This is a genomic window from Streptomyces sp. NBC_00539, assembly GCF_036346105.1.
Classification (GTDB): domain Bacteria; phylum Actinomycetota; class Actinomycetes; order Streptomycetales; family Streptomycetaceae; genus Streptomyces.
The window spans coordinates 2,745,122-2,767,119 of record NZ_CP107811.1 but is presented as its reverse complement, the minus strand read 5'-3'; the positions used below and the strand labels follow the sequence as shown (position 1 = coordinate 2,767,119).

Genomic DNA, 21,998 nt, shown 5'->3' with positions numbered 1-21,998 from the left:
GCGCCATGTTCTTCACCTACCTGCGGCGCGAGTTGCGCCGCCGCCGCAAGGCGGCGCTGGTCGTCGCGTCCGGCCTCGCCCTCGGCATCGCCCTCGTCATCGTCGTCAACTCCGTATCGGCGGGCATGTCCCGGGCCCAGGGCGAGGTCCTGCAGTCCCTCTACGGACTGGGTACCGACATGACGGTCACCAAGGCCCAGTCGCCGCAGGGTGAAGGGGGCTCCGCCGGCCGCCCGCGCTTCAAGTTCGACGCACGCGGCGAAGGGGACGCGGACGCCGACGCCCAGCAGAGCCGTGACCTGGTGATGCCCCAGGGCTTCCAGACCCTCGACTCCGCGACCGTCGCCAAGGTGGCCGGACAGGACGGCGTCGCCCGGGCGGTCGGCGGCCTCAGCCTCCAGGTGATGAAGGTCAACGGGCAGTTCAAGCGGGGCGAGTTCCGCCGGGGCCAGGGCGGCGGCGGGGCAGCGGGCGGTACGGCCGGCAAGCCGGGCGCGGGCGGCGCGGGCGGCGGGAACACCGTCGAGGGCGGTGGCGCCGACTTCGACGTCAACTCCTTCTCCGTGTACGGCACGGACGTCACCCGGCCGGAGCTGGGCCCGCTGACCACCTCCAAGATCACCTCGGGCCGTGGTTTCGCGGCGGGCGACAAGGACGCGGCCGTCACCGTCGTCGACAGCGCCTACGCCAAGAAGAACAACCTGGCCGTCGGCTCCGAACTCACCGTCAAGAACACCCCGTTCAAGGTCCTCGGGATCGCCACCGCCGACAGCGGGGACGCCACCGCCAACCTCTACGTCCCCCTGCACCAGGCCCAGACGCTCGCCGAGACCCCCGACAAGATCACCACGGTCTACGTCCAGGCCCGGGACTCCCAGGCCATCGGCTCCGTCAAGCGGGCCATCCAGAAGAACGTCCCCGACACCACCGTCACCACCTCCGCCGACCTCGCCGACACCGTCTCCGGCTCGCTGTCGACGGCCGCCTCGCTCGCCTCCACCGTCGGCACCTGGCTCTCCTACCTCGTGCTCGCCGCCGCCTTCCTGGTCGCCGGGTTGCTGACCTCCTCCGCAGTCTCCCGGCGCGTGCGGGAGTTCGGCACCCTCAAGGCGCTCGGCTGGAAGAGCAGCCGCGTCACCCTCCAGGTCGTCGGGGAAGCCCTGGTCAACGGCCTGATCGGTGGCGTCCTCGGCATCGGCGTCGGCCTGGGCGCCGCGTACGCGATCACCGCCGCCGGCCCCACCCTCACCGCCCGGCTCGCCGGCGCCGCGGGCCGCGCGGGAATGCGGGCCGGCGGACAGGGCGGATTCGGCGGGATGCGCGCCGCCCGCCAGAGCGCCGGCAAGGCCCTGGACGTGGCCCTCACCGCGCCCGTGTCCCCGTCGGTCATCGGCCTGGCCGTCGCCCTGGCCGTGGCGGGCGGGCTGATCGCGGGCGGTTTCGGCGGCTGGCGGGCGTCGCGGCTGCGGCCGGCGGACGCGCTGCGGCGCGTCGAATAGCCCGCAGGCGCGACCCTCCCCCATTCCTGATCGAGCTTTCTGATCGAGCGAGGCAACGAGATGTACCAGCTCAGCCAAGTCACCAAGCGCTACCGGCGCGGCAAGCAGACCGTCGACGCGCTCGCCGGCGTGGACCTGACCATCGAGGACGGCGGCCGGCTCGTCATCCAGGGCCCCACCGGCGGCGGCAAGTCCACCCTGCTCCAGATGCTCGGCGCCCTCGACCGGCCGACCGAGGGCCAGGTCGTCCTCGACGGCCTGGACCTGGCCGGCGTCTCCGAGGCCCGGCTCACCCGGGTCCGGGCCGAGACCATCGGCTTCGTCTTCCAGTCCTTCAACCTGATCCCGACGCTGACGGCGCAGGAGAACGTCGAAACGGCCCTCGTCCCCCTCGGCCTCAAGGCGCGCGAGCGGCGCTCGCGGGCGGCCGGGGCGCTGGAGTCGGTCGGCCTCGGCGAACGCGCGGGCCACCTGCCCGGCGAGATGTCGGGCGGCCAGCAGCAGCGCGTGGCGATCGCACGTGCACTGGTCAAGCGGCCGAAGGTGCTGCTGGCCGACGAACCGACCGGAAACCTGGACGAGTCGATGCGCGACGAGGTCATGGACCTGCTGGAAGGGCTGTGGAAGGAACACGGCCTGACCTTCGTCATGGTCACCCACGACAGCGCGCTCGCCAAGCGGGCGCCGCGCGTGGCGACGATCCGCCAGGGGCGGGTGACGGTGACCGAAAACCCCTGAGCGGACGGCGTCACTGCCCGGCGGGCCCGCCCGTCCCCACTGCCGGCGACGGGACCGGGCCCGCCGCCGACCAGGACGACAGCAGGCGCAGCGCGTCCGCCGACGGGGAGCCCGGCGCGGCGTGGAAGGTGATCAGGGACTGCTCTGAGTCGTCCGGCAGGGCCAGCGTCTCGAACGCCAGGCTCACGTCGCCCACCAGGGGGTGCCGCAGCCGCTTCACGCCGCGCGTCTTGTCGTCCGCCAGCGTGTGCGCGGCCCACAGCCGCCGGAACTCCTCGCTCTTCACCGACAACTCCCCGACCAGCGCGGAGAGCTGCTCGTCCTCGGGGTGCCGGCCCGCGTACAGGCGAAGGTAGCTCACCACCTGGCAGGCCCGGCACTCCCAGTCCCTGTACAGCTCGGCCGTCGCCGGATCCAGGAACACCATCCGGACCAGGTTCCGCTCCTGCGCGGGCAGCGCGCCGAAGTCGCCGAACACCGCCGTCGCCATCCGGTTCCAGGCCAGGACGTCCTGACGCCGGCCCACCAGGTACGCCGGTACGCCCTCCATCGCGTCCAGCAGCACGCGCAGCTCCGGGCGGACCTGCTCCGGGCGCCGGGGGGTACGGCGCCTGCGCGGCCGAGGGCTCGCCAGACGGGTCAGGTGCGCCGACTCGGTGCCGTCCAGGCGCAGGGCGCGCGCGATCGCGTCCAGTACGTCCGCCGACACGTTCTGGCCGTGGCCCTGCTCCAGGCGCGTGTAGTACGCCACCGACACGCCCGCCAGCTGCGCCAGTTCCTCCCGGCGCAGACCCGGCACCCGGCGGTGGCGCCCGTACTCCGGCAGGCCCACGTCCTCGGGGCGCAGGCGCGCGCGGCGGGAGCGGAGGAACTCGCCCAGTTCGGCGCGCTGATCAAGCTGGTCCATAGCGCCAGTATCGCCGGGCGGCGGACCGGCAGCCTGACCCCGCCAGTGGTAGGACCAGCGGTCCTATGCTCTGCAGGGGGCTGGGTGGGCGCCGCCGCCCCGGGCATCGTGGGACGCACCGCACCACGGAACTCAGGAGAAGCAGCGCATGTCCGCCACTCAGCACACCCCGCTCACCCAGGTCGCCGCGTACGCCGCCCCCGCCCCCAAGGCGCCGCTGGAGCGCACCACCATCGCGCGCCGTGCGGTGGGCGAGCACGACGTCCTCATCGACATCAAGTACGCCGGCATCTGCCACTCCGACATCCACCAGGTCACCGACGGCTGGGGCGAGGGCATCTACCCCATGGTCCCGGGCCACGAGATCGCCGGCGTCGTCACCGAGGTCGGCGCGGGCGTCACGAAGTTCGCGGTCGGCGACCGCGTCGGCGTCGGCTGCTTCGTCGACTCCTGCCGCACCTGCGAGTACTGCCTGCGCGGCCAGGAGCAGTTCTGCGTCCGGGGCATGACCGGCACGTACAACTCCCTCGGCAAGGACGGGCAGCCCACGTACGGCGGCTACTCCACGCACATCGTCGTCGACGAGAACTACACCGTCCGCATCCCCGACGGTCTCGCCCTCGACGTCGCCGCCCCGCTGCTGTGCGCGGGCATCACCCTCTACTCGCCGCTGCGGCACTGGCAGGCGGGCCCCGGCAAGAAGGTCGCGATCGTCGGCCTCGGCGGGCTGGGCCACATCGGCGTGAAGATCGCGCACGCGCTGGGCGCGGAGGTCACCGTCCTGTCGCAGTCGCTGCGCAAGCGGGAGGACGGCCTGAGGCTGGGCGCCGCCCACTACTACGCGACGAGCGACGAGAGCACCTTCGAGGAGCTCACCGGCACCTTCGACCTGGTGGTGTCCACCGTCTCCGCCCCGCTGGACCTCGACGCGTACCTCGGCCTGCTCAAGGTCGACGGCGCGCTGGTGAACGTCGGCGCGCCGGAGGAGCCGGTCTCGCTGAACCTGTTCTCGGTCATCGGCGGCCGCAAGACCCTCGCCGGCTCCATGATCGGCGGCATCGCCGAGACGCAGGAGATGCTCGACTTCTGCGCCGAGCACGGCCTCGGCGCCGAGATCGAACTCATCAGCGCCGACACCGTCAACGAGGCCTACGACCGCGTCCGGTCGAGCGACGTCCGCTACCGCTTCGTGATCGACACCTCCACCATCTGACCGGCCGGCCGGCCGGCCGGCCGGCCGGCCCGCCGCCGGCCGCCCGACTCAGCCGTCGGCGGCGGCCACGCCGATGGGGCAGGAGACGCCCGTGCCCCCGATGCCGCAGTAGCCGGACGGGTTCTTGTCGAGGTACTGCTGGTGGTGGGCCTCCGCGGGCCAGAAGGGGCGGTCCGAGGCCGGGAGGACGGCCGTGGTGATCTCCCCGTGGCCCGCGGCGGTGAGGACGCGCTGGTAGGCGGCGCGGGACGCCTCGGCCTCCGCCTGCTGGGCGGGGGAGTGGGTGTAGATCGCCGAGCGGTACTGGGTGCCGACGTCGTTGCCCTGGCGGAAGCCCTGGGTGGGGTCGTGGGACTCCCAGAACAGCTTGAGGAGCGCGGCGTAGGAGACCTGCGACGGGTCGAAGACCACCCGGACGACCTCGGTGTGGCCGGTCAGGCCCGAGCACACCTCCTCGTACGTCGGGTTCTCCGTGAAACCGCCCTGGTAGCCGGCCAGGGTCGTCCACACCCCCGGCGTCTGCCAGAACTTGCGCTCCGCGCCCCAGAAACAGCCCAGCCCGAAGTCGGCCACGGCCAGGTGGGCGGGGTACGGGCCGGAGAGCGGGTTGCCGAGCACCGTGTGCACGGCCGGCACGTCGAAGAGGGGCTGGGGGCGGCCCTTGAGGGCCTCCTCTCGGGTGGGGAGCTCGGGCGTACGGCGGTACGAGAACATGGATTCCCTCCTAGTGGTCTCCGTTCAACGGCTGGGGGCGGGCCGGGATTCCCCGGCCCGCCCCCAGCACCCGCACCCAGCCGTCCGGCCCCGGCGGGGCCGCCCCCAGCCTTCCGGCCCCGGCGCCGCCCCTGTCGTCAGACGCCCGCCCGGCGCACGCAGGAGTCCCGGGCCGCGACGACCTCCGGCCGGTTGTGGAGGCGCAGCAGTCGGGGGTCTGCGGGCCGACGGCCCGGCGGGCGACGGCCGGTCAGTGGGGCAGGGTCGCCGGGGAGCCGCCGTTCGCCTCGTAGCCCGCGACAGCCAGGGCACGGTGGATCGCGTACGACGCCGCGGGGTCCGGGGAAGCCGACCACGGGAGGGCGCCCACGTACCCGTCCACGTGCCGCACCTGCTCCATCGCCTCCGCCCAGCGCTCCATCCGCACCAGGAACAGCAGCAGCATGTGCCGGACGTGCGCCAGCATCGGGTCGTCCGGTCGCGCCGTACGCACCGCGTACATGGCCCCCTCCACCGCCCGGGTCACCACCGCGCTGCGCCAGAACGTCGACACGAGCACCACCTCCGGCAGGTGCTCGTACACCGCGAACAGAGGCAGCGCCGCCAGCAGCGAGCCCTGCGGGGCGCGGGCCGCCGCCGCGTGCGCGAACGCGTCGGCCTTCTCCCGCGAGCCGTGCCACTTCTCGCACCAGTAGTTCAGCGCGGCCAGGTGCGCGCCCATGTGCGCCGGCGCCACGTCGATGACCTTCGCCCACAGCGCGTCGTACTCCGCCTCGGAGTACCCGAGCGCCCGCCCCACCGCCAGCTCCGTGATGTACGGGACCGGGTCGCCGGGCGCCAGCAGCGCCGCCCGGCCGCACGCCTCCCGGGCCTCCTCCAGGATGATCCGGTGGTCCCGCGAGCCGACCCCGCCCGAGTTGCGCCACGCCTGCTGCACCAGCAGCTCCGCGTGCACCTGCGCGCCACCCGCGTCCTTCGGGGCGTCGAGCCGCCACGCCTTGAGCCACGGTGCGCCCTGCCCCGGACGCTCCGCGAGCTCCAACGCGGCCGCGCCGCCGAAGGCCTGGACGCGCTGCCAGCGCAGCTCCCCGGCCGCGGGGGTGCCGGCCAGCAGCTGCGAGGCGGCCTGCCAGCCGCCGGTGCGGCGCACGTTCTCCAAGGCGTCCATCAGGTCCTCGTCGGGCCCGGGCACCCGGACGTCGAGGTCCTCCTGCCGGTCGAATCCGTAGTCCGCCGGGTCGGCGGCGTCGGGGCTGGCGGGCGAAACCAGCCGCACACCGCCCCGCCTGCGCCGGATGTACGGGCCGAGGGCGGCCACGACGAGCCCGACCGCGATCAGGAACCACAGAATCTCCATGACCCCAGCGAACCAGACGCACCCGCACCGGCGCGAATGCCCTCCCCGGGCCGCCCGGCCCGGCAGGACCCGGGGGCGGTGCGGGGCATAGCATCTGCCACATGAGCGACGACAGCCACGAGCACCAGAGCTTCGAGACCCGCGCGATCCACGCGGGCAACACGGCGGACCCGCTGACCGGCGCGGTCGTGCCCCCGATCTACCAGGTGTCCACCTACAAGCAGGACGGCGTCGGCGGCCTGCGCGGCGGCTACGAGTACAGCCGCAGCGCCAACCCGACCCGCACCGCCTTGGAGGAGAACCTCGCGGCACTGGAGGGCGGCCGGCGCGGCCTCGCCTTCGCGTCCGGGCTCGCCGCCGAGGACTGCCTGCTGCGTACGCTGCTGGCCCCGGGCGACCACGTGGTCATCCCGAACGACGCCTACGGCGGCACCTTCCGCCTCTTCGCGAAGGTCGTCTCCCGCTGGGGCGTCGAGTGGTCGGTGGCCGACACCTCCGACGCGGACTCCATCCGCGCGGCGCTGACCCCGAAGACCAAGGTCATCTGGGTCGAGACCCCCTCGAACCCGCTGCTCGGCATCACCGACATCGCCATGGTGGCCGACATCGCGCGCACGGCCGGCGCCAAGCTGGTCGTCGACAACACCTTCGCCTCGCCCTACCTGCAGCAGCCGCTGGCCCTGGGCGCCGACGTGGTCGTGCACTCCCTGACGAAGTACATGGGCGGCCACTCCGACGTCGTCGGCGGTGCGCTCGTCACCGCCGACGCGGCGCTGGGCGAGGAACTGGCCTACCACCAGAACGCGATGGGCGCCGTCGCCGGCCCCTTCGACTCCTGGATCGTGCTGCGCGGCATCAAGACCCTCGCCGTCCGCATGGACCGGCACGCCGAGAACGCGGCGAAGATCGTGGAGGTGCTCAAGCGGCACCCGAAGGTCACCAAGGTCCTCTACCCGGGCCTGCCCGAGCACCCCGGCCACGAGGTCGCCGCCAAGCAGATGCGCAACTTCGGCGGCATGATCTCCTTCCAGGTCGAGGGCGGCGAGGAGGCGGCCGTCGCCGTCTGCAACCGCGCGAAGCTCTTCACGCTGGGCGAGTCCCTGGGCGGCGTCGAGTCCCTCATCGAGCACCCGGGCCGGATGACCCACGCTTCCGTCGTCGGATCGGCGCTGGAGGTCCCGTCGGACCTGATCCGCCTCTCGGTCGGCATCGAGAACGGCGACGACCTCGTCGCGGACCTGACGCAGGCCCTCGGCTAGGCAGTCGCTTCCGGATCCGGCCCGCGCCGCCCGGCACCGCACCTCCGCGTCGCCGCCCGGCGCGGTCACCGACGGCGCCGGGCGGTGCTACCAGCCCTCCAGGGGCGGGGAGACACCGCTCGGCGGCGTCACCCAGGGCCGGGTCACGACGGCCCACACGGTGAAGGCCGCGGCCGCCGCGAAGAGCACCGCCCAACCCAACCGCCGCAGCGCCCGGTAGCGGCGCAGCAGCCGGGCCCCGCGAGCCGCCGCGGCCGCCGCCAGCCCGGTCGGCACCGGCGGGTGCGGCCCCTCCAGCAGCTGCCTGACCTGGTCTTCCTTGGGATCGGGGAACCGGCTCACGCCGCGGCGCCCCCGTCGGCCGTCCCCGTGCGGAGCTTGGCCAGGGCCCCTGCGCGCAGCGCCTGCACCCGCTCGGCCGGCAGCCCCAGCTGCGCTGCCGTGACCTCCTCCGCGACGCCCTCGTAGACCCGCAGCACCAGCACGAGCCGCTCCTGCGGACTCAGCCGGGCCAGGATCCCGGTGCCGGCGGGGTGCCGCCAGGCGGTGCGGGCGTACGCGGCGCACAGCTGTCGGCGCGTGAACTCGTACGGGTCGTCCGCGCGCAGCCGGCGCCACTGCGCGTACGTCCGGGCCAGCGCGCCCGCGAGGAGACGGCGCGCGGTGGGCGGATCGGTTTCGGGCTCGCCCGTCAGCAGGACCGCGACGTGCAGGAGCCGGCCCGCCGCGCCCGCGACGAACGCCTCGAACTCCGTGAAGGTTCCCGCCCGGTGGTCCACAGCCCCCATGGCCCACATAGTGCGGCCGGGGGGACCACCCCGGTCAAGGGGTGCGACGGGGCCGGATGCGCGGGCGCCCGTCCCGGCGGGTTCAGGACGCGGGGCCCGCCTCCGCGACGGAGGCCATCAGCTCCGAGAGCGACACGTTGAACCGGGTCAGCAGCGCGGTGAACGCCTCGCGCTCCTTCTCGGTCCAGTCCTGCGTCACCCGCGCCATCAGCTCCCGCCGCGAGGAACGCACCTCCTCCAGCCGCGCCAGCCCGCGCGGGGACAGCGCGAGGACCACGGCCCGGCCGTCCTCGGGGTGGGAGGTGCGCTTGACCAGGCCGGCGTCGACGAGGGGGGCGACCTGCCGGGTGACGGTGGAGGAGTCGATGCCCATGCCGCCCGCGAGCGCCTTGACGCCCATGGGCCCTTCCAGGTCCAGCCGGTTCAGCAGCAGGTAGGCGGCGCGGTCCATCGAGTTGCGGGCCTGGCCCACCCCACCGAGGCGGGTCTGCTCCGCCCGGCGGGCGAAGACCGCCACCTGGTGCTGGAGCGCGTCGAGGAGACCGGCTTCGGCGGGCGTTTCGGCCGCCGGGGACAGGTCGGAACTGGCCGGGATGGAGGGCATGGCCGTGAGCTCTCTTCGCGTGGGTCCGACAAGGATGGGGGACAGAGTACGCGGCCCCACGGCGGCCCGTACGCCCCGTTCGAGAACCCTTCTTCCGGGCTCGGTCCGTGCCGACTTCGGCCCGGCAGGAGGGCGGGGCTTCCGGCCGCGCGAAGGGCGGGGTTTCCGGCAGGGCGGGCGGGCGGGGTCCTGCGAGACTGGCGGCATGAACTACCGCGTTCCCCAGCCCGTGCCGCAGGTCATCCTCGACGACGTGCGGGGTGCCCAGAAGATGCTGTCGGGCGTCTCGCGGGTGACCCCGATGGAGGGCAGCCGCCACCTGTCCGCGCTCACCGGCTCCCCGGTGCACTTCAAGTGCGAGAACCTCCAGCGGACGGGTTCCTTCAAGCTGCGCGGGGCGTACGTGCGCATCGCGGGGCTGCGGCCCGAGCAGCGGGCGGCGGGGGTCGTCGCGGCCAGTGCCGGCAACCACGCGCAGGGCGTGGCCCTTGCCTCGTCGCTGCTCGGGGTCCGCTCGACGGTGTTCATGCCCGTCGGCGCGCCGCTGCCCAAGGTCGCCGCGACCCAGGAGTACGGGGCCGAGGTACGGCTGCACGGCCAGGTCGTCGACGAGACCCTCGCCGCGGCCCAGGAGTACGCGGACCGCACCGGGGCGGAGTTCATTCACCCCTTCGACCACCGCGACATCATCGCCGGCCAGGGCACGGTCGGCCTGGAGATCCTGGAGCAGTGCCCGGAGGTGCGGACCATCCTGGTCGGAGTGGGCGGCGGCGGGCTGGCGGCCGGGATCGCGGTCGCGGTGAAGGCGCTGCGGCCGGACGTACGGGTCGTCGGTGTCCAGGCGGCGGGCGCGGCCGCGTACCCGCCCTCGCTCAGGGCCGGCCACCCGGTGGCGGTCGACAACCCGGTCACGATGGCCGACGGCATCAAGGTCGGCCGCCCCGGCGACGTCCCCTTCCGCATCATCGGCGAACTGCTTGACGAGGTCCGCACGGTGTCGGAGGACGCGCTCTCCAGCGCCCTGCTGCTGTGCCTGGAGCGGGCCAAGCTCGTCGTCGAGCCGGCCGGGTGCAGCCCGGTCGCGGCCCTGCTGAGCGAGCCCGAACTGTACGGCACGGGCCCGGTCGTCGCCGTGCTGTCGGGCGGCAACATCGACCCGCTGCTGCTCCAGCGGATCCTGCGCCACGGCATGGCGGCGGCGGGCCGCTACCTGTCCTTGCGGCTGCGCGTCGCGGACCGGCCGGGGGCGCTGGCCGGGCTGCTGGGGGTGTTGTCGACGGTGGACGCGAACGTGCTGGACGTCAGCCACGTACGGACCGACCCGCGCCTCGGCCTCACGGAGGTGGAGGTCGAACTGCACCTGGAGACCAAGGGGCCCGAGCACTGCACGGAGGTCGCACGGTCGCTCCACGGGGCGGGCTACACGGTCATCGGCGGCTGAGCCGGGGCGTCACTTGTGCGGAAGACCGGGCGGCGAGTCCGCCCCGACCATAGGATTTGCCGAGGAAACACCTGATCCGCACAGGGAGACCCACATGCCAGGCGCCATCTACGCCGAAGGCCTGGTGAAGACCTTCGGCGACGTACGGGCATTGGACGGCGTGGACCTCGACGTCCCGGAAGGAACCGTCCTGGGCCTTCTCGGTCCGAACGGCGCGGGCAAGACGACGGCCGTGCGCGTCCTCACCACGCTGCTCCAGCCCGACAGCGGCAAGGCCTTCGTCGCCGGGATCGACGTGCTCGAGCACCCCAACGAAGTCCGCCGCTCCATAGGCCTCTCAGGCCAGTTCGCGGCCGTCGACGAGTACCTCACGGGCCGCGAGAACCTCCAGATGGTCGGCCGGCTCTACCAGATGAGCTCCAAGGCGGCCAAGGCCCGCGCCGCCGAACTCCTCGAACGCTTCCGCCTCGCCGACGCCGCCGACCGCACGGCCAAGACCTACTCCGGCGGCATGCGCAGGCGCCTGGACCTCGCCGCCGCACTCGTGGTCCGGCCGCCCGTGATGTTCATGGACGAGCCGACCACCGGCCTCGACCCCCGCAACCGCCAGCAACTGTGGGACGTCATCCAGGAACTCGTGGCCGGCGGCACCACCTTGCTGCTCACCACCCAGTACCTGGAGGAGGCCGACCACCTCGCGCACGACATCTGCGTGGTCGACCACGGCAAGGTCATCGCCCGCGGCACCTCCGACCAGCTCAAGGCGCAGACCGGCGGCGAACGCGTCGAGGTCGTGGTCCACGAACGGGACCACATGACCGAGGCCCGCGCCGTCCTGGCCGGCTTCGGCAAGGGCGGGACCACCGTCGAGGAGCACACCCGCAAGCTGACCGTCCCGGTCACCGGCGGCGCCAAGCTGCTCGCCGAGGTCATCCGCGAACTCGACGGACGCGGGATCGAGATCGACGACATCGGCCTGCGCCGCCCCACCCTGGACGACGTCTTCATCTCCCTCACCGGCCACGCGGCCCATTCGGCGGACGCGGCGGCGAGCGACGCGGAACCGGCCGCCGCCGACCCCGCCGACGCGAAGGGCCGCAAGGGCAAGGCACGCAAGGAGGCCGTGAAGTGAGCGCCACCCCCTCCCCGGCCCCGCGGCTCGCGGCGCCCCGCCCGCGCGGCGGGATCGTCCAGGGCGTCAACGACTCCCTGGTCATCGCCAAACGGAACCTGATCCGGATGTCCCGCATCCCCGAGATGATCGTCTTCGGCGTGATCCAGCCGGTCATGTTCGTCGTGCTGTTCAGCTACGTCTTCGGCGGATCGATCAGTCTCGGCGGCAGCACCTCGCCCGCCGCCTACCGCGAGTTCCTCATGGCCGGCATCTTCGCCCAGACCGTCACCTTCGCCACGGCCGGCGCCGGCGCGGGCATCGCCGACGACATGCACAAGGGCCTCATCGACCGGTTCCGCTCCCTGCCGATGGCCCGCGGCGCCGTCCTGACCGGGCGCACCCTCGCCGACCTCGTCCAGACCACGCTCACGGTGATCGTCCTGGCCGTGGTCGCCCTGATCGTCGGCTGGCGCACCCACGAGAGCCTCGGCAAGGTCCTGGCCGGCTTCGGGCTGCTGCTCCTGCTCGGCTACGCCTTCTCCTGGATCGGCGCGCTCATCGGCCTGTCCGTGCGGACCCCCGAGGCGGCCACCTCCGGCGGGCTGATCTGGCTCTTCCCGCTCACGTTCATCTCCAACGCCTTCGTGCCCTCCGACAACATGCCGCCCTTCCTGCAGCACATCGCGGAGTGGAACCCGTTCAGCGCCACCGTCCAGGCGGCCCGCGAACTGTTCGGCAACCTGCCGCCCGGCTACCTGGCGCCCGCGGCCTGGCCGATGCAGCACGCCGTCCTCGCATCCGTCCTGTGGTCGGTGCTGATCATCGGGGTGTTCCGCACGCTCGCCGTCCGCAAGTACCGCTCGGCGAGTGCGTAGGCGCGCTCCCCGCCGGACATGCGAACGCCCGGCCGGAACATTCCGGCCGGGCGTTCGCATGTCCCGGAACGACACGTCCCGGAGGGAGGCAGGGGGTGATCAGCCGCTGAACGGCTTGACGTCGAGGATCTTGACGGCCGCCTTCTTGCCGTTCGGCAGCTCGTACTCGGCGTTCTCGCCGATCGTCTTGCCCATCACGCCCATGCCCAGCGGCGACTGCGGGGAGTACGTCTCGAAGTCCGAGGACGCGTACTCGCGCGAGGCCAGCAGGAACTCCATGGTGTCGTCCTCGTCGCCGTCGAAGGCGATCTTGACGAGGGTGCCGGGGGCCACCACGCCGTCGGAGGCGGGCGCGGTGCCGACCTTGGCGTTCTCCAGCAGCTGCGTCAGCTGGCGCACGCGCAGCTCCTGCTTGCCCTGCTCCTCCTTGGCCGCGTGGTAGCCGCCGTTCTCCCGGAGGTCGCCCTCTTCGCGCGCGGCCGCGATCTTCGCCGCGATCTCCGTGCGGGCAGGACCAGAGAGGTAGTCCAGCTCCGCCTTCAGCTGGTCGTACGCCGCCTGGGTCAGCCAGGTGACGCTCTCGCTCGTCTGGGTCACGGGTGCTCCTCGTCGGTACAGGGGACTACAAAGCCGCCAGCGGCGGACGAAACCACGAGCCTAACAATTCGGGAAGAAAAGGGGGAGGACACCTTCCGTATGAAGTGCGTCATCGCCAGTCACGAAACCCGGCGCGGCCGCTCACGCGGCCCCGCCGCGAACGGTCACGCAACCCGCGCGCACCGGCCGGGTCGCCTTGCGGCGGCCGCAGGGTCAGCCCGCCGGAGCCGCCTGGCAGCCCACCAGCTCCACCATCGTCGCGCGCCCGGTGGTCTTGAGCGAGACGACCTCGTCCACGCGCGTGTCGCGCCCGGCGAAGGTGAAATCGGCCCGGCCGACCTCACCGTGGTCCTTGTCCTGGGAGCTGAGGGTGCACACCCCGGTCACACCGGCGTCCTTGCGGACCTCCAGGTGCACCTTCACCTCGTTCGCGGACACGATCCGGAACTTGATCACCTCGGCGGTGACGCTCTGACCGGCGACGTAGTCCCAGCCGATCCAGCCCACGACACCCAGCAACGCAACCCCGAGCACCGAGCCGACGATCTTGAGCTTCCGGTCCGCCCGCTCGTCCGCCGAACGGCCGTACCGGCCCTCGGGCAGTCCCTCGCGCACCGTGCTCATCGACCGATCCTTTCGAGAGGGCCCAGCGGGCCGGGGAGCGGCACCGCCGCCGGATCCCACCCCAGGAATTTTCCGTCCCCCGATTCGGTCACTATAGAAGCCTCCGCCCTGACGAATCACAGAGGATCCTGTCTTGACCGAGCAGCTTCGACTGATGGCCGTCCATGCCCACCCCGACGACGAGTCGAGCAAGGGCGCGGCCACCATGGCCAAGTACGTGTCCGAGGGGGTGCCGGTACTCGTCGTGACCTGCACCGGTGGCGAGCGCGGCTCGATCCTGAACCCCAAGCTCCAGGGTGACAAGTACATCGAGGAGCACATCCACGAGGTGCGCGCGAAGGAGATGGACGAGGCGCGCGAGATCCTCGGCATCGAGCAGGAGTGGCTCGGCTACGTCGACTCCGGCCTTCCCGAGGGCGACCCGCTGCCGCCGCTGCCCGAGGGCTGCTTCGCGCTCGCCGACGTCGAGGAGGCCGCCGGCCGCCTGGTGAAGAAGATCCGCGCCTTCCGGCCGCAGGTGATCACCACGTACGACGAGAACGGCGGGTACCCGCACCCCGACCACATCATGACCCACAAGGTCACCATGGTCGCCTTCGACGGCGCGGCCGACACCGAGAAGTTCCCCGAGGCCGAGTTCGGCCCCGCCTACCAGCCGCAGAAGCTCTACTACAACCAGGGCTTCAACAAGCCGCGCACCATCGCCCTGCACGAGGCGCTGCTCGCGCGCGGCCTGGAGTCCCCCTACGGAGAGTGGCTGGAGCGCTGGAAGGAGTTCGAGCGCAAGGAGCGGACGCTGACCACCCACGTCCCCTGCGCCGACTTCTTCGAGATCCGTGACAAGGCGCTCATCGCGCACGCCACGCAGATCGACCCCGACGGCGGCTGGTTCCGCGTCCCGATGGACATCCAGCGGGAGGTCTGGCCCACCGAGGAGTACGAGCTCGTGAAGTCGTTCGTGGACACTTCCCTCCCCGAGTCCGACCTCTTCGCGGGCATCCGGGAGAATGCGTAGCTATGAGCGCTACGCAGGCAGCAGTCACCCAGCTCCTTCCGCTGGCCGCCGACACCTTCGACAAGAACAAGGTGACGCCCGGGCTCCTGGGCTTCATCGTGTTCGCCGCCCTCGCCCTCGGGGTGTGGGGCCTGATGAAGTCCATGAGCCGGCACATGGGCCGGGTGGACTTCCAGGAGGCGCCCGAGCCGGCCGCCTCCGCCCCCGACACCCGCAAGCCGTAGCGGCCGAGCCGTAGCGTCCGCCGCCCCGGACCGCGCCGTGGCGTCGTGACGCCCGCGCGGGTGCCGGGACGGGTGCCGTGACCCCGCCCCCGGGCGGGGTCACGGCACCCGCACGCCCATGACCTCCCGGGAGTGGAGGTTCGGCACCAGGCCCAGGCGCCACGCCTGCCAGCCCTCCGCCGGATCGACGCCCCGGTCCACGATCACCGCGTACGCGTCCAGGCAGTCCGCCAGCCGGCCGTCCCGCAGCGGATGCGGGGCCGCCGACAGCCGTGCCAGTTCCGCCGCCGCCTCCTGCGGATCGCCCTCGGCGGCGTACGGCAGCAGCGTGCAGCGCAGGAAGCGGGCCCAGTCCTCGCCCCGCAGGTCCCCGTACGAAACGAACAGCCGCGCGGCCTCCTCGCACAGCACCACGGCCTGCGGCACCCGCGCGTTGCCCGCGTCGATCACCGCCAGCTCCAGGCACGTCCACGCCTCGCCGTGCGCCAGCCCGATCCGCCGGAAGTCCGCGCGCGCGTCCACCAGCAGCTGCCGGGCGTAGCCGGAGTTGCGCAGGTTCCCCGTCTGCGCCGCCCGCTGGTCGCGGGTCACCCGGCCCGAATGGTGCCGGGCGTGCGCCAGCCCGTACACGTCCCGCATCCGCGAGAACATCGCCCGGGCCCGCTCCAGCTCCCGCACCGCCGCGTCCCGCTCACCCCCCTCCTCCAGCGCCTGCCCGAGGTAGTACAGCGTCCACGCCTCACCCCGCGCGTCCTCCGCGAGCCGGTGACGGGCCAGCGCGTCCCGCAGCCGCTCCAGCGCCGGATCCGGATCCCCCGCGACGACCCGGGCCCGCCCCAGCTGCGTCCGCGCCCACGCCTCACCGCGGTCGTCACGGGTGCGCCCGTACAGCTCCAGGGCCGAGCGCAGCTCCTCCTCCGCCCGTTCCACCCCGCCCAGACGCAGGTGCACCTGCCCGAGTTGGAGGTGCGCCCACGCCTCGCCGTGCACGCTCTCGCTCTCCCGGTGCAGCACCAGCGAACGCTCCAGCAGGGACAGTGCCTCCGCCAGCAGCCCCCGGTCACGCTCCACCGCCGCGAGCGCGTGCAGACCCCACGCGCGGTCGCCCGCCAGGTCGTCCCCTTCCTGCAGGGCCAGCGCCTCACGGAGCCGGGCCGCCGCCTCCGGCAGGTTGCCCTGGTGGTGCAGCGTGATGCCGAGCGAGACCAGCGCCATCGCCGCGCCCGCCTCCTGCCTGGCCTCCATGTACTGGTCGACCACCGACGTCAGCGTCGTGCGCGCCTTGTCCAGGTCGCCGAGCTGGCGCGCCGCGATCCCCGTGCGCCACTGCACCGAACGCGCCAGCCGCCCGTCCGGGCCCGGCCGGCCGCCCTCCACCGCCCGGGCCAGCTCGTTGATCTCCCCGAGCCGGTACAGGTCCCCGCGCAGCAGGCAGAAGTCGCAGAGCGCGCCCAGCAGGTCCAGTACCGCCTGCTGGTCCACGTCCTGCGAGTGCCGCAGCGCCGCCGTGATGAAGCTCGACTCGTCGTCCAGCCAGCGCAGCGCCGCGTCGAGGGAAGCGAAGCCGTGACCGCCGAAGTGGTGCGCGCGCGTCGACATCTTCCCGTCGACCATCCGGATCACCGAGTCCGCGAGGTGCGCGTAATTGCGGATCAGCCGCTCGTGCGCGGCCGCCGCATGCGCCCTGTCCTCGTCCGCAGCGAGCCGCGCCGCCGCGTACGCGCGCACCGCGTCGTGCATCCGGTACCGCTCGCCGCGTACGTGGTCCAGCAGCCCGGCGTCCGCCAGTTCGCGCAGCAGCCGCCCGGCCTCCACCGGGTCGGCGTCGATCAACGCCGCCGCTGCCGACGGGCCGAGCGAGGCGCGCCCCGCCAGGGTCAGGCGCCGCAGCAGCCGGCGCCGCTCCTCGGGCATGCGCGCGTAGGCCAGGGCCAGCGCCGCTTCGAGCCCGGATCCCGCCGGGCCGGGCTCCGCCACCGGACCCACCGGACCCAGCGGCGCCAGCACGCGCAGCGCGAGCGGCAGCCCGGCTCCGAGCTCCAGCAGGACCGCCTGCGCCTCCTCGTCGTACGGGGCGCCGCCCGCGGCCCCGACCAACTCGGCCGCCTCCGTCCGCGCCAGCCGTGTGACGGGCAGCTGGTGCACCCACGCCGCGAGGTCCGCCGGCAGCTCCAGCGGCCCCGGCGCCGTCACCAGCACCAGGCTCTCCGACCGCTCCGGCACCAGCGCGCGGACCTGCGCCGGATCCACCGCGTCGTCCAGCACCACCGTCACCGGCTGCCCCTGCAGGTGCTGGTGGTACAGCTCGCCGAGCCGCCGCACCTGCTGCTCCGCCGACGCCCCCTCCCGGAACAGCAACTGCTCCCGCGGGGCCCCGAGCCGGTTCAGCAGGTGCAGCAACGCCTCCCGCGTCGGCAGCGGGGCCTGACCCGCCTCGGCCGCCCCGCCCCGCAGGTCCACCACGCACGCGCCCCGGAACTGGTCCCGCAGCGCGTGCGCCGCCCGCAACGCCAGGGCCGTACGGCCCGAACCCGGCTCGCCGTGCAGCACCACGACCACCGGCCGGGTCTCCGTACCGGCCCGGGCCGCCTGCACCCACTGCACGATCCGGGCCAGCTCCGCCCGCCGCCCCGCGAACACCGCTTCCGACTGCGGGAGCTGCCCGAACGACTGCTCCAGCGCGCTGCGCCGACGGGCCTGCGCACTGCGGTCCGTACCGCGCAGCGCGGGCCCGCTCCCGCCCGGCTGCTTCGCGAGGCCCACCACGCCGCCCCCCGCCCCGCCCGAGCCGCGCGGACCGGTGCGCACCGCCGCCACCACCAGCCGCTGCTGCTCCAGGAACGGACGGATCCCGCGCACCTCCAGCACCGACAGCCAATGCAGCCTCAGCTGCTCGGCGCCGCCCGGCCGGCCCAGGACGCCGGCCCGCCGGTTCGCGGCCGGCAGGTGCAGGGCCGTCACCTTGGCCACCGTCGCCGCGGCCCCGGCAACTCCCGCCGCCAGCCCGGCACCGAGGGCGCTCCCGGCCGCCACGCCGAAGGCCAGGTCGGCCCCGGCGGCGGCCACCGCGGCGACTCCGGTCACCAGCAGGGCGGTGGAGGTGTTCGCCCGCCGGAACGCCTCGGCCAGGGACTCCTCCCCGGCGGCCGCCTCGTCCAGCGCCCGCACGTACGCCTCGTACTCCTCGGCGGCGGCCACCGCGATCTGCTCCAGCGCCTCCCGCCCCCGCGCGAGCAGCGCCGCCTTGTCCACCGGCCCCCGCCGCGCCTCCTCCTCCACGGCCCGCTCCAACAGCCGTTCGGCCTCACCACGATGACCATCCCGCATCGGCGTCCCCCTCCCAGCGCTCCGGCAACGAGCCCCAAGTCTCCTGCGCACCCTGCACCCACGCGAGCAATCTGAGCTATTTCAGAGCCAGTTGCCCCCCCACCCACCCTCCACAGCGCATATATCCACCCCACCGCCCGCGCGCGACCGGGGCCCACGGTCCACGTAACCCGATCACCGATTCGTGCGTTGAGCCGAGCATCGGACGAACTCTCGAAGGGGAAGGGGGCCATGGGTCCCATACCGGTCGCCTCGTACGCACGCACCTCGCAGGACACGCGCCAACGCGACGCGCGAGGGGTGCGGGATCAGCACCGCATCAACGAACGCACCGCCACGCAGCACGGCTGCGTCGTCGTCGCGACGTACACGGACAACGCACGCAACGCGACCAAGGACGACCGGGAGCGCCCCGCCTTCGACCGCCTGCTCGGGGACCTCCAGCGCGGCCACGCCTTCACCGCCGGTCCGCTGATGGGTGTCGTCGCCGTCGCCGACGACCGGCTCTACCGCAGGGCCGAGGACCTGATCCGTTTCATGGCCGCGCTGACCGCGAACCCCGGGCGGGTGTACTTCGACCGGGACGGGCTGCGGGATCCGTACAGCAAGGAAGGGATCCTGGCCGCGGCCGGAGCCCTCCGAGGAGCGGTTGTCGAGGGGCGGATGCGTAGCCGCCGCGTGCAGGACTGGCACTGGTCGCGCGCCATGGACGGAAAGCCACACAGTGGGCCCAGGCCGTTCGGCTGGCTGGAGGACCGGCTCACCCTGCACCCGTCGGAGTCGGCGCTCGTACGCAAGGCGATCGAGGACCGCATCGAAGGGAAGGCCGTCGCAGAGGTGGCGCGGGAGTGGACCGCGCTGGGTGTCACCGGCACCCGCGGGGGCCGCCCCAATCCGCAGACCGTCACGCAGATCATCACGGCCCCGCGCGTGTGCGGCTTCCGCGCCAACAGGGGGGAGCTGATGAGGGATGCGCACACGAAGAAGCCGCTGGTCGGAGCCTGGCAGGCGATCGTGACGCCCGAGCAGTGACTGCGGTCCGCGCGACCTTCTCCGCGGGCACCGTGCAACTGCACCGGGGCCCGCTCGGCCCCCGTTCGACCGACCGGAAGGGCGGACCCAAGTACCTCGCCAGTGGGTTCCTGCGCTGCGGCGCTGATCTGGTCGCCGGCGGCACCTGCGGCCGGCCGATGAGCGGCAGGAGCACCACGCGCAGTCGCAAGAGCCCGTACAACTACGTCTGCAACGGGGCCGCGGGCCGTGGTTGCGGGCGCTGTGCCATCAGCGGCCCTCTCGTCGACGACGCCATCGAACGACTGCTCTTCACCGAGGGCGGCCAGGGAGGGGTCCGGCTTCCGGACCCGATGCGGCTGCGGTGGCTGTACGGCGAGATGGCGTTCGACGAGAAGCGGAGGGTGGTCGCCTCGGTCTTCGACTGCCTGGTGATCAAGCCCGGAAGGAAAGGGAACCATGTCTGGGACTACGCGCGGGTGGTTCCCGTATGGAAATGGGCTGATCGTCTACGGACGCCTGTCGTGGTGGCCTGATGGCCCCGTCGCGGGCCGCGGCGCGTGGTGTGAGGCAGGATTGGTCTCATGTCGAACCGCCTCGCGCACGAGACCTCCCCCTACCTCCTCCAGCACGCCGACAACCCCGTCGACTGGTGGCCCTGGTCGCCGGAGGCGTTCGCGCAGGCGCGGGAGCGGGACGTGCCGGTGCTGCTGAGCGTCGGCTATTCGAGTTGCCACTGGTGCCATGTCATGGCCCAAGAGTCGTTCGAGGACGATCCGACCGCCGCGTACATGAACGAGCACTTCGTGAACATCAAGGTGGACCGCGAGGAGCGGCCCGATGTCGACGCCGTCTACATGGAGGCGGTGCAGGCCGCGACCGGGCAGGGCGGGTGGCCCATGACCGTCTTCCTGACGCCCGACGCCGAGCCGTTCTACTTCGGCACCTACTACCCGCCCGAGCCGCGGCACGGGATGCCCTCCTTCACGCAAGTCCTCCAGGGCGTGTCCGCCGCCTGGGGTGATCGCCGCGAGGAGGTGGCCGACGTCGCCCAGCGCGTCGTGCGGGACCTCGCCGGGCGCACGCTCGACTACGGGAAGGCCGGCGCACCCGGTGGCGAGGAGCTGGCGCAGGCGCTGCTCGCGCTGACCCGGGAGTACGACGCCACCCGCGGCGGGTTCGGCGGCGCGCCGAAGTTCCCGCCGTCCATGGTGCTGGAGTTCCTGCTGCGCCACCACGCCCGCACCGGATCCGAAGGCGCCCTCCAGATGGCGGCCGACACCTGCGAGGCCATGGCGCGCGGCGGGATCTACGACCAGCTCGGCGGCGGGTTCGCCCGGTACTCGGTGGACCGGGACTGGGTGGTGCCGCACTTCGAGAAGATGCTCTACGACAACGCGCTCCTGTGCCGGGTCTACGCCCACCTGTGGCGCACCACCGGGTCCGGCCTCGCGCGGCGCGTCGCGCTGGAGACCGCCGACTTCATGGTCCGCGAGCTGCGCACCCGCGAGGGCGGGTTCGCCTCCGCGCTCGACGCCGACAGTGAGGACCCGGCCACCGGCAAGCACGTCGAGGGGGCCTACTACGCCTGGACCCCCGCGCAGCTGACGGAGGTGCTCGGGGAGGACGACGGGGCGCTGGCCGCCGTGTACTTCGGGGTCACCGACGAGGGGAACTTCGAGCACGGCACTTCCGTGCTGAGGCTGCCGCAGGAGGGGCCCGTCCTGGACGCGGCGAAGGCGGCCGGGATCAGGGAGCGGCTGCTCGCCGCGCGGTCGCGGCGTCCGGCGCCGGGCCGGGACGACAAGGTGGTCGCCGCCTGGAACGGGCTGGCCATCGCGGCGCTCGCCGAGTGCGGGGCGTACTTCGAGCGGCCCGACCTGATCGAGCGGGCCACCGAGGCCGCCGACCTCCTGGTGCGGGTGCACATGGACGGCAGGGCCCGCCTGGCGCGGACCAGCAGGGACGGCCGGGTGGGCGCCAACGCGGGGGTGCTGGAGGACTACGGCGATGTCGCGGAGGGCTTCCTCGCGCTGGGGGCCGTCACCGGTGAGGGGGTCTGGCTGGAGTTCGCCGGGTTCCTCCTGGACCTGGTGCTGGACGGGTTCACCGCCGAGGACGGCTCCCTGTACGACACCGCGCACGACGCCGAGCAGCTGATCCGGCGCCCGCAGGACCCCACGGACACCGCCGCGCCCTCGGGTTGGACGGCTGCGGCCGGGGCGCTGCTGTCGTACGCCGCGCACACCGGGTCCGAGGCGCACCGTACGGCGGCCGAGCGGGCGCTGGGTGTGGTGCACGCCCTCGGGCCGCGCGTGCCGCGGTTCATCGGGCACGGGCTGGCGGTCGCCGAGGCGTTGCTGGACGGGCCGCGCGAAGTGGCCGTGGTGGGGCACCCGGACGATCCGGCGACGGCCGCGCTGCACCGGACGGCGCTGCTGGGGACGGCGCCGGGGGCGGTGGTGGCGGTGGGGCCGCCGCAGGGGACGGACGGCAGCGGGGAGTTCCCGCTGCTGGCCGGCCGGGGCCTGGTCGGGGACCGGCCGGCTGCGTACGTCTGCCGGCACTTCGTCTGCTCGCGGCCCACGACGGAACCGGCCGAGCTCGCGGAGCAGTTGGGCCCGGCCGCGCCCTGACGGCCTGGGTCCCGACCCCCGCACTGACGGCCGCGCCCCGACCCCCGCACTGACG

The 21,998-nt window shown here is 73.3% G+C and carries 21 protein-coding genes; 12 read left to right on the top strand and 9 right to left on the bottom strand.

Annotated features, from left to right (window positions below; genetic code table 11):
* The first annotated feature begins 5 nt into the window (after positions 1 to 5).
* Positions 6 to 1,499 carry an ABC transporter permease gene (locus tag OG861_RS12070; protein WP_329197780.1) on the top strand — a complete coding sequence of 498 codons (1,494 nt, stop codon included), beginning with the start codon at positions 6 to 8 and terminating at the stop codon, positions 1,497 to 1,499.
* Positions 1,500 to 1,559: 60 nt separating this feature from the next.
* Positions 1,560 to 2,237 (top strand): ABC transporter ATP-binding protein, encoded by a 678-nt coding sequence (locus tag OG861_RS12065; RefSeq protein ID WP_329197782.1) that lies wholly within the window; start codon positions 1,560 to 1,562, stop codon positions 2,235 to 2,237.
* Between the two features lie 10 nt (positions 2,238 to 2,247).
* Here OG861_RS12065 and OG861_RS12060 read toward each other — a convergent pair whose 3' ends face one another.
* Positions 2,248 to 3,144 carry a helix-turn-helix domain-containing protein gene (locus tag OG861_RS12060; protein WP_329197784.1) on the bottom strand — a complete coding sequence of 299 codons (897 nt, stop codon included), beginning with the start codon at positions 3,142 to 3,144 and terminating at the stop codon, positions 2,248 to 2,250.
* A gap of 148 nt (positions 3,145 to 3,292) precedes the next feature.
* On the opposite strand from OG861_RS12060, the gene OG861_RS12055 reads away from it, so the two are divergent.
* A complete protein-coding gene (locus OG861_RS12055; RefSeq protein ID WP_329197786.1) occupies positions 3,293 to 4,357 on the top strand; it encodes an NAD(P)-dependent alcohol dehydrogenase in 1,065 nt (354 codons plus the stop codon).
* Positions 4,358 to 4,405: 48 nt separating this feature from the next.
* On the opposite strand, the gene msrA is transcribed toward OG861_RS12055, so the two are convergent.
* Both msrA and OG861_RS12045 read right to left on the bottom strand, forming a co-directional pair.
* Positions 4,406 to 5,071 (bottom strand): peptide-methionine (S)-S-oxide reductase MsrA, encoded by a 666-nt coding sequence (gene msrA, locus OG861_RS12050; protein ID WP_329197788.1) that lies wholly within the window; start codon positions 5,069 to 5,071, stop codon positions 4,406 to 4,408.
* Positions 5,072 to 5,321: 250 nt separating this feature from the next.
* Positions 5,322 to 6,428: a hypothetical protein gene (locus tag OG861_RS12045; RefSeq protein WP_329197790.1), complete on the bottom strand. Its 1,107-nt coding sequence runs from the start codon at positions 6,426 to 6,428 to the stop codon at positions 5,322 to 5,324.
* A 101-nt stretch (positions 6,429 to 6,529) separates the two neighbouring features.
* Between OG861_RS12045 and OG861_RS12040 the strand changes: the two genes are divergently transcribed.
* Positions 6,530 to 7,687 (top strand): cystathionine gamma-synthase, encoded by a 1,158-nt coding sequence (locus OG861_RS12040; RefSeq protein ID WP_329197793.1) that lies wholly within the window; start codon positions 6,530 to 6,532, stop codon positions 7,685 to 7,687.
* 87 nt (positions 7,688 to 7,774) lie between these two features.
* On the opposite strand, the gene OG861_RS12035 is transcribed toward OG861_RS12040, so the two are convergent.
* From OG861_RS12035 to OG861_RS12025, 3 genes are all read right to left on the bottom strand, one after another.
* Positions 7,775 to 8,029, bottom strand: a complete 255-nt coding sequence (locus OG861_RS12035) for a hypothetical protein (RefSeq protein ID WP_329197795.1) — start codon at positions 8,027 to 8,029, stop codon at positions 7,775 to 7,777.
* Entirely contained in the window at positions 8,026 to 8,475 is a 450-nt protein-coding gene (locus tag OG861_RS12030) for a sigma factor-like helix-turn-helix DNA-binding protein (protein WP_329197797.1), read from the bottom strand. Before OG861_RS12030 ends, OG861_RS12035 begins: the two co-directional genes overlap by 4 nt.
* An 82-nt stretch (positions 8,476 to 8,557) precedes the next feature.
* Positions 8,558 to 9,079 carry a MarR family winged helix-turn-helix transcriptional regulator gene (locus tag OG861_RS12025; protein ID WP_329197799.1) on the bottom strand — a complete coding sequence of 174 codons (522 nt, stop codon included), beginning with the start codon at positions 9,077 to 9,079 and terminating at the stop codon, positions 8,558 to 8,560.
* Positions 9,080 to 9,284: 205 nt separating this feature from the next.
* Here OG861_RS12025 and ilvA point away from each other — a divergent pair, with 205 nt between their 5' ends.
* The 3 genes from ilvA to OG861_RS12010 all read left to right on the top strand — a co-directional run bounded on the left by ilvA (position 9,285) and on the right by OG861_RS12010 (position 12,509).
* Positions 9,285 to 10,520, top strand: coding sequence for a threonine ammonia-lyase (gene ilvA, locus OG861_RS12020; RefSeq protein ID WP_329197801.1), 1,236 nt, complete (start codon positions 9,285 to 9,287; stop codon positions 10,518 to 10,520).
* Between the two features lie 94 nt (positions 10,521 to 10,614).
* Positions 10,615 to 11,652, top strand: coding sequence for an ATP-binding cassette domain-containing protein (locus tag OG861_RS12015; protein WP_329197804.1), 1,038 nt, complete (start codon positions 10,615 to 10,617; stop codon positions 11,650 to 11,652).
* Positions 11,649 to 12,509, top strand: a complete 861-nt coding sequence (locus OG861_RS12010) for an ABC transporter permease (RefSeq protein WP_329197806.1) — start codon at positions 11,649 to 11,651, stop codon at positions 12,507 to 12,509. The genes OG861_RS12015 and OG861_RS12010 overlap by 4 nt, the downstream gene beginning before the upstream one ends.
* Positions 12,510 to 12,608: 99 nt before the next feature.
* Here the strand turns inward: OG861_RS12010 and greA are convergent, their stop codons facing one another.
* Positions 12,609 to 13,106, bottom strand: a complete 498-nt coding sequence (gene greA / locus OG861_RS12005) for a transcription elongation factor GreA (RefSeq protein WP_329197808.1) — start codon at positions 13,104 to 13,106, stop codon at positions 12,609 to 12,611.
* 213 nt (positions 13,107 to 13,319) lie between these two features.
* Positions 13,320 to 13,730: a DUF4307 domain-containing protein gene (locus OG861_RS12000; RefSeq protein WP_329197810.1), complete on the bottom strand. Its 411-nt coding sequence runs from the start codon at positions 13,728 to 13,730 to the stop codon at positions 13,320 to 13,322.
* A 133-nt stretch (positions 13,731 to 13,863) separates the two neighbouring features.
* Here OG861_RS12000 and mca point away from each other — a divergent pair, with 133 nt between their 5' ends.
* Positions 13,864 to 14,745: a mycothiol conjugate amidase Mca gene (gene mca, locus OG861_RS11995; protein WP_329197812.1), complete on the top strand. Its 882-nt coding sequence runs from the start codon at positions 13,864 to 13,866 to the stop codon at positions 14,743 to 14,745.
* A 2-nt stretch (positions 14,746 to 14,747) separates the two neighbouring features.
* Positions 14,748 to 14,969: a hypothetical protein gene (locus OG861_RS11990; RefSeq protein WP_329197814.1), complete on the top strand. Its 222-nt coding sequence runs from the start codon at positions 14,748 to 14,750 to the stop codon at positions 14,967 to 14,969.
* 99 nt (positions 14,970 to 15,068) lie between these two features.
* Here the strand turns inward: OG861_RS11990 and OG861_RS11985 are convergent, their stop codons facing one another.
* Positions 15,069 to 18,296 carry a tetratricopeptide repeat protein gene (locus OG861_RS11985; RefSeq protein ID WP_329197815.1) on the bottom strand — a complete coding sequence of 1,076 codons (3,228 nt, stop codon included), beginning with the start codon at positions 18,294 to 18,296 and terminating at the stop codon, positions 15,069 to 15,071.
* Positions 18,297 to 18,527: 231 nt separating this feature from the next.
* On the opposite strand from OG861_RS11985, the gene OG861_RS11980 reads away from it, so the two are divergent.
* From OG861_RS11980 to OG861_RS11970, 3 genes are read left to right on the top strand one after another with little or no spacing between them, the layout of a single operon-like run.
* Positions 18,528 to 19,328 (top strand): recombinase family protein, encoded by an 801-nt coding sequence (locus OG861_RS11980; RefSeq protein WP_329197816.1) that lies wholly within the window; start codon positions 18,528 to 18,530, stop codon positions 19,326 to 19,328.
* On the top strand, positions 19,325 to 19,843 hold the full coding sequence (locus tag OG861_RS11975) for a zinc ribbon domain-containing protein (protein WP_329197817.1): 519 nt from the start codon (positions 19,325 to 19,327) through the stop codon (positions 19,841 to 19,843). The genes OG861_RS11980 and OG861_RS11975 overlap by 4 nt, the downstream gene beginning before the upstream one ends.
* Positions 19,844 to 19,891: 48 nt before the next feature.
* Positions 19,892 to 21,943 (top strand): thioredoxin domain-containing protein, encoded by a 2,052-nt coding sequence (locus OG861_RS11970; RefSeq protein ID WP_329197819.1) that lies wholly within the window; start codon positions 19,892 to 19,894, stop codon positions 21,941 to 21,943.
* Positions 21,944 to 21,998: the final 55 nt, after the last annotated feature.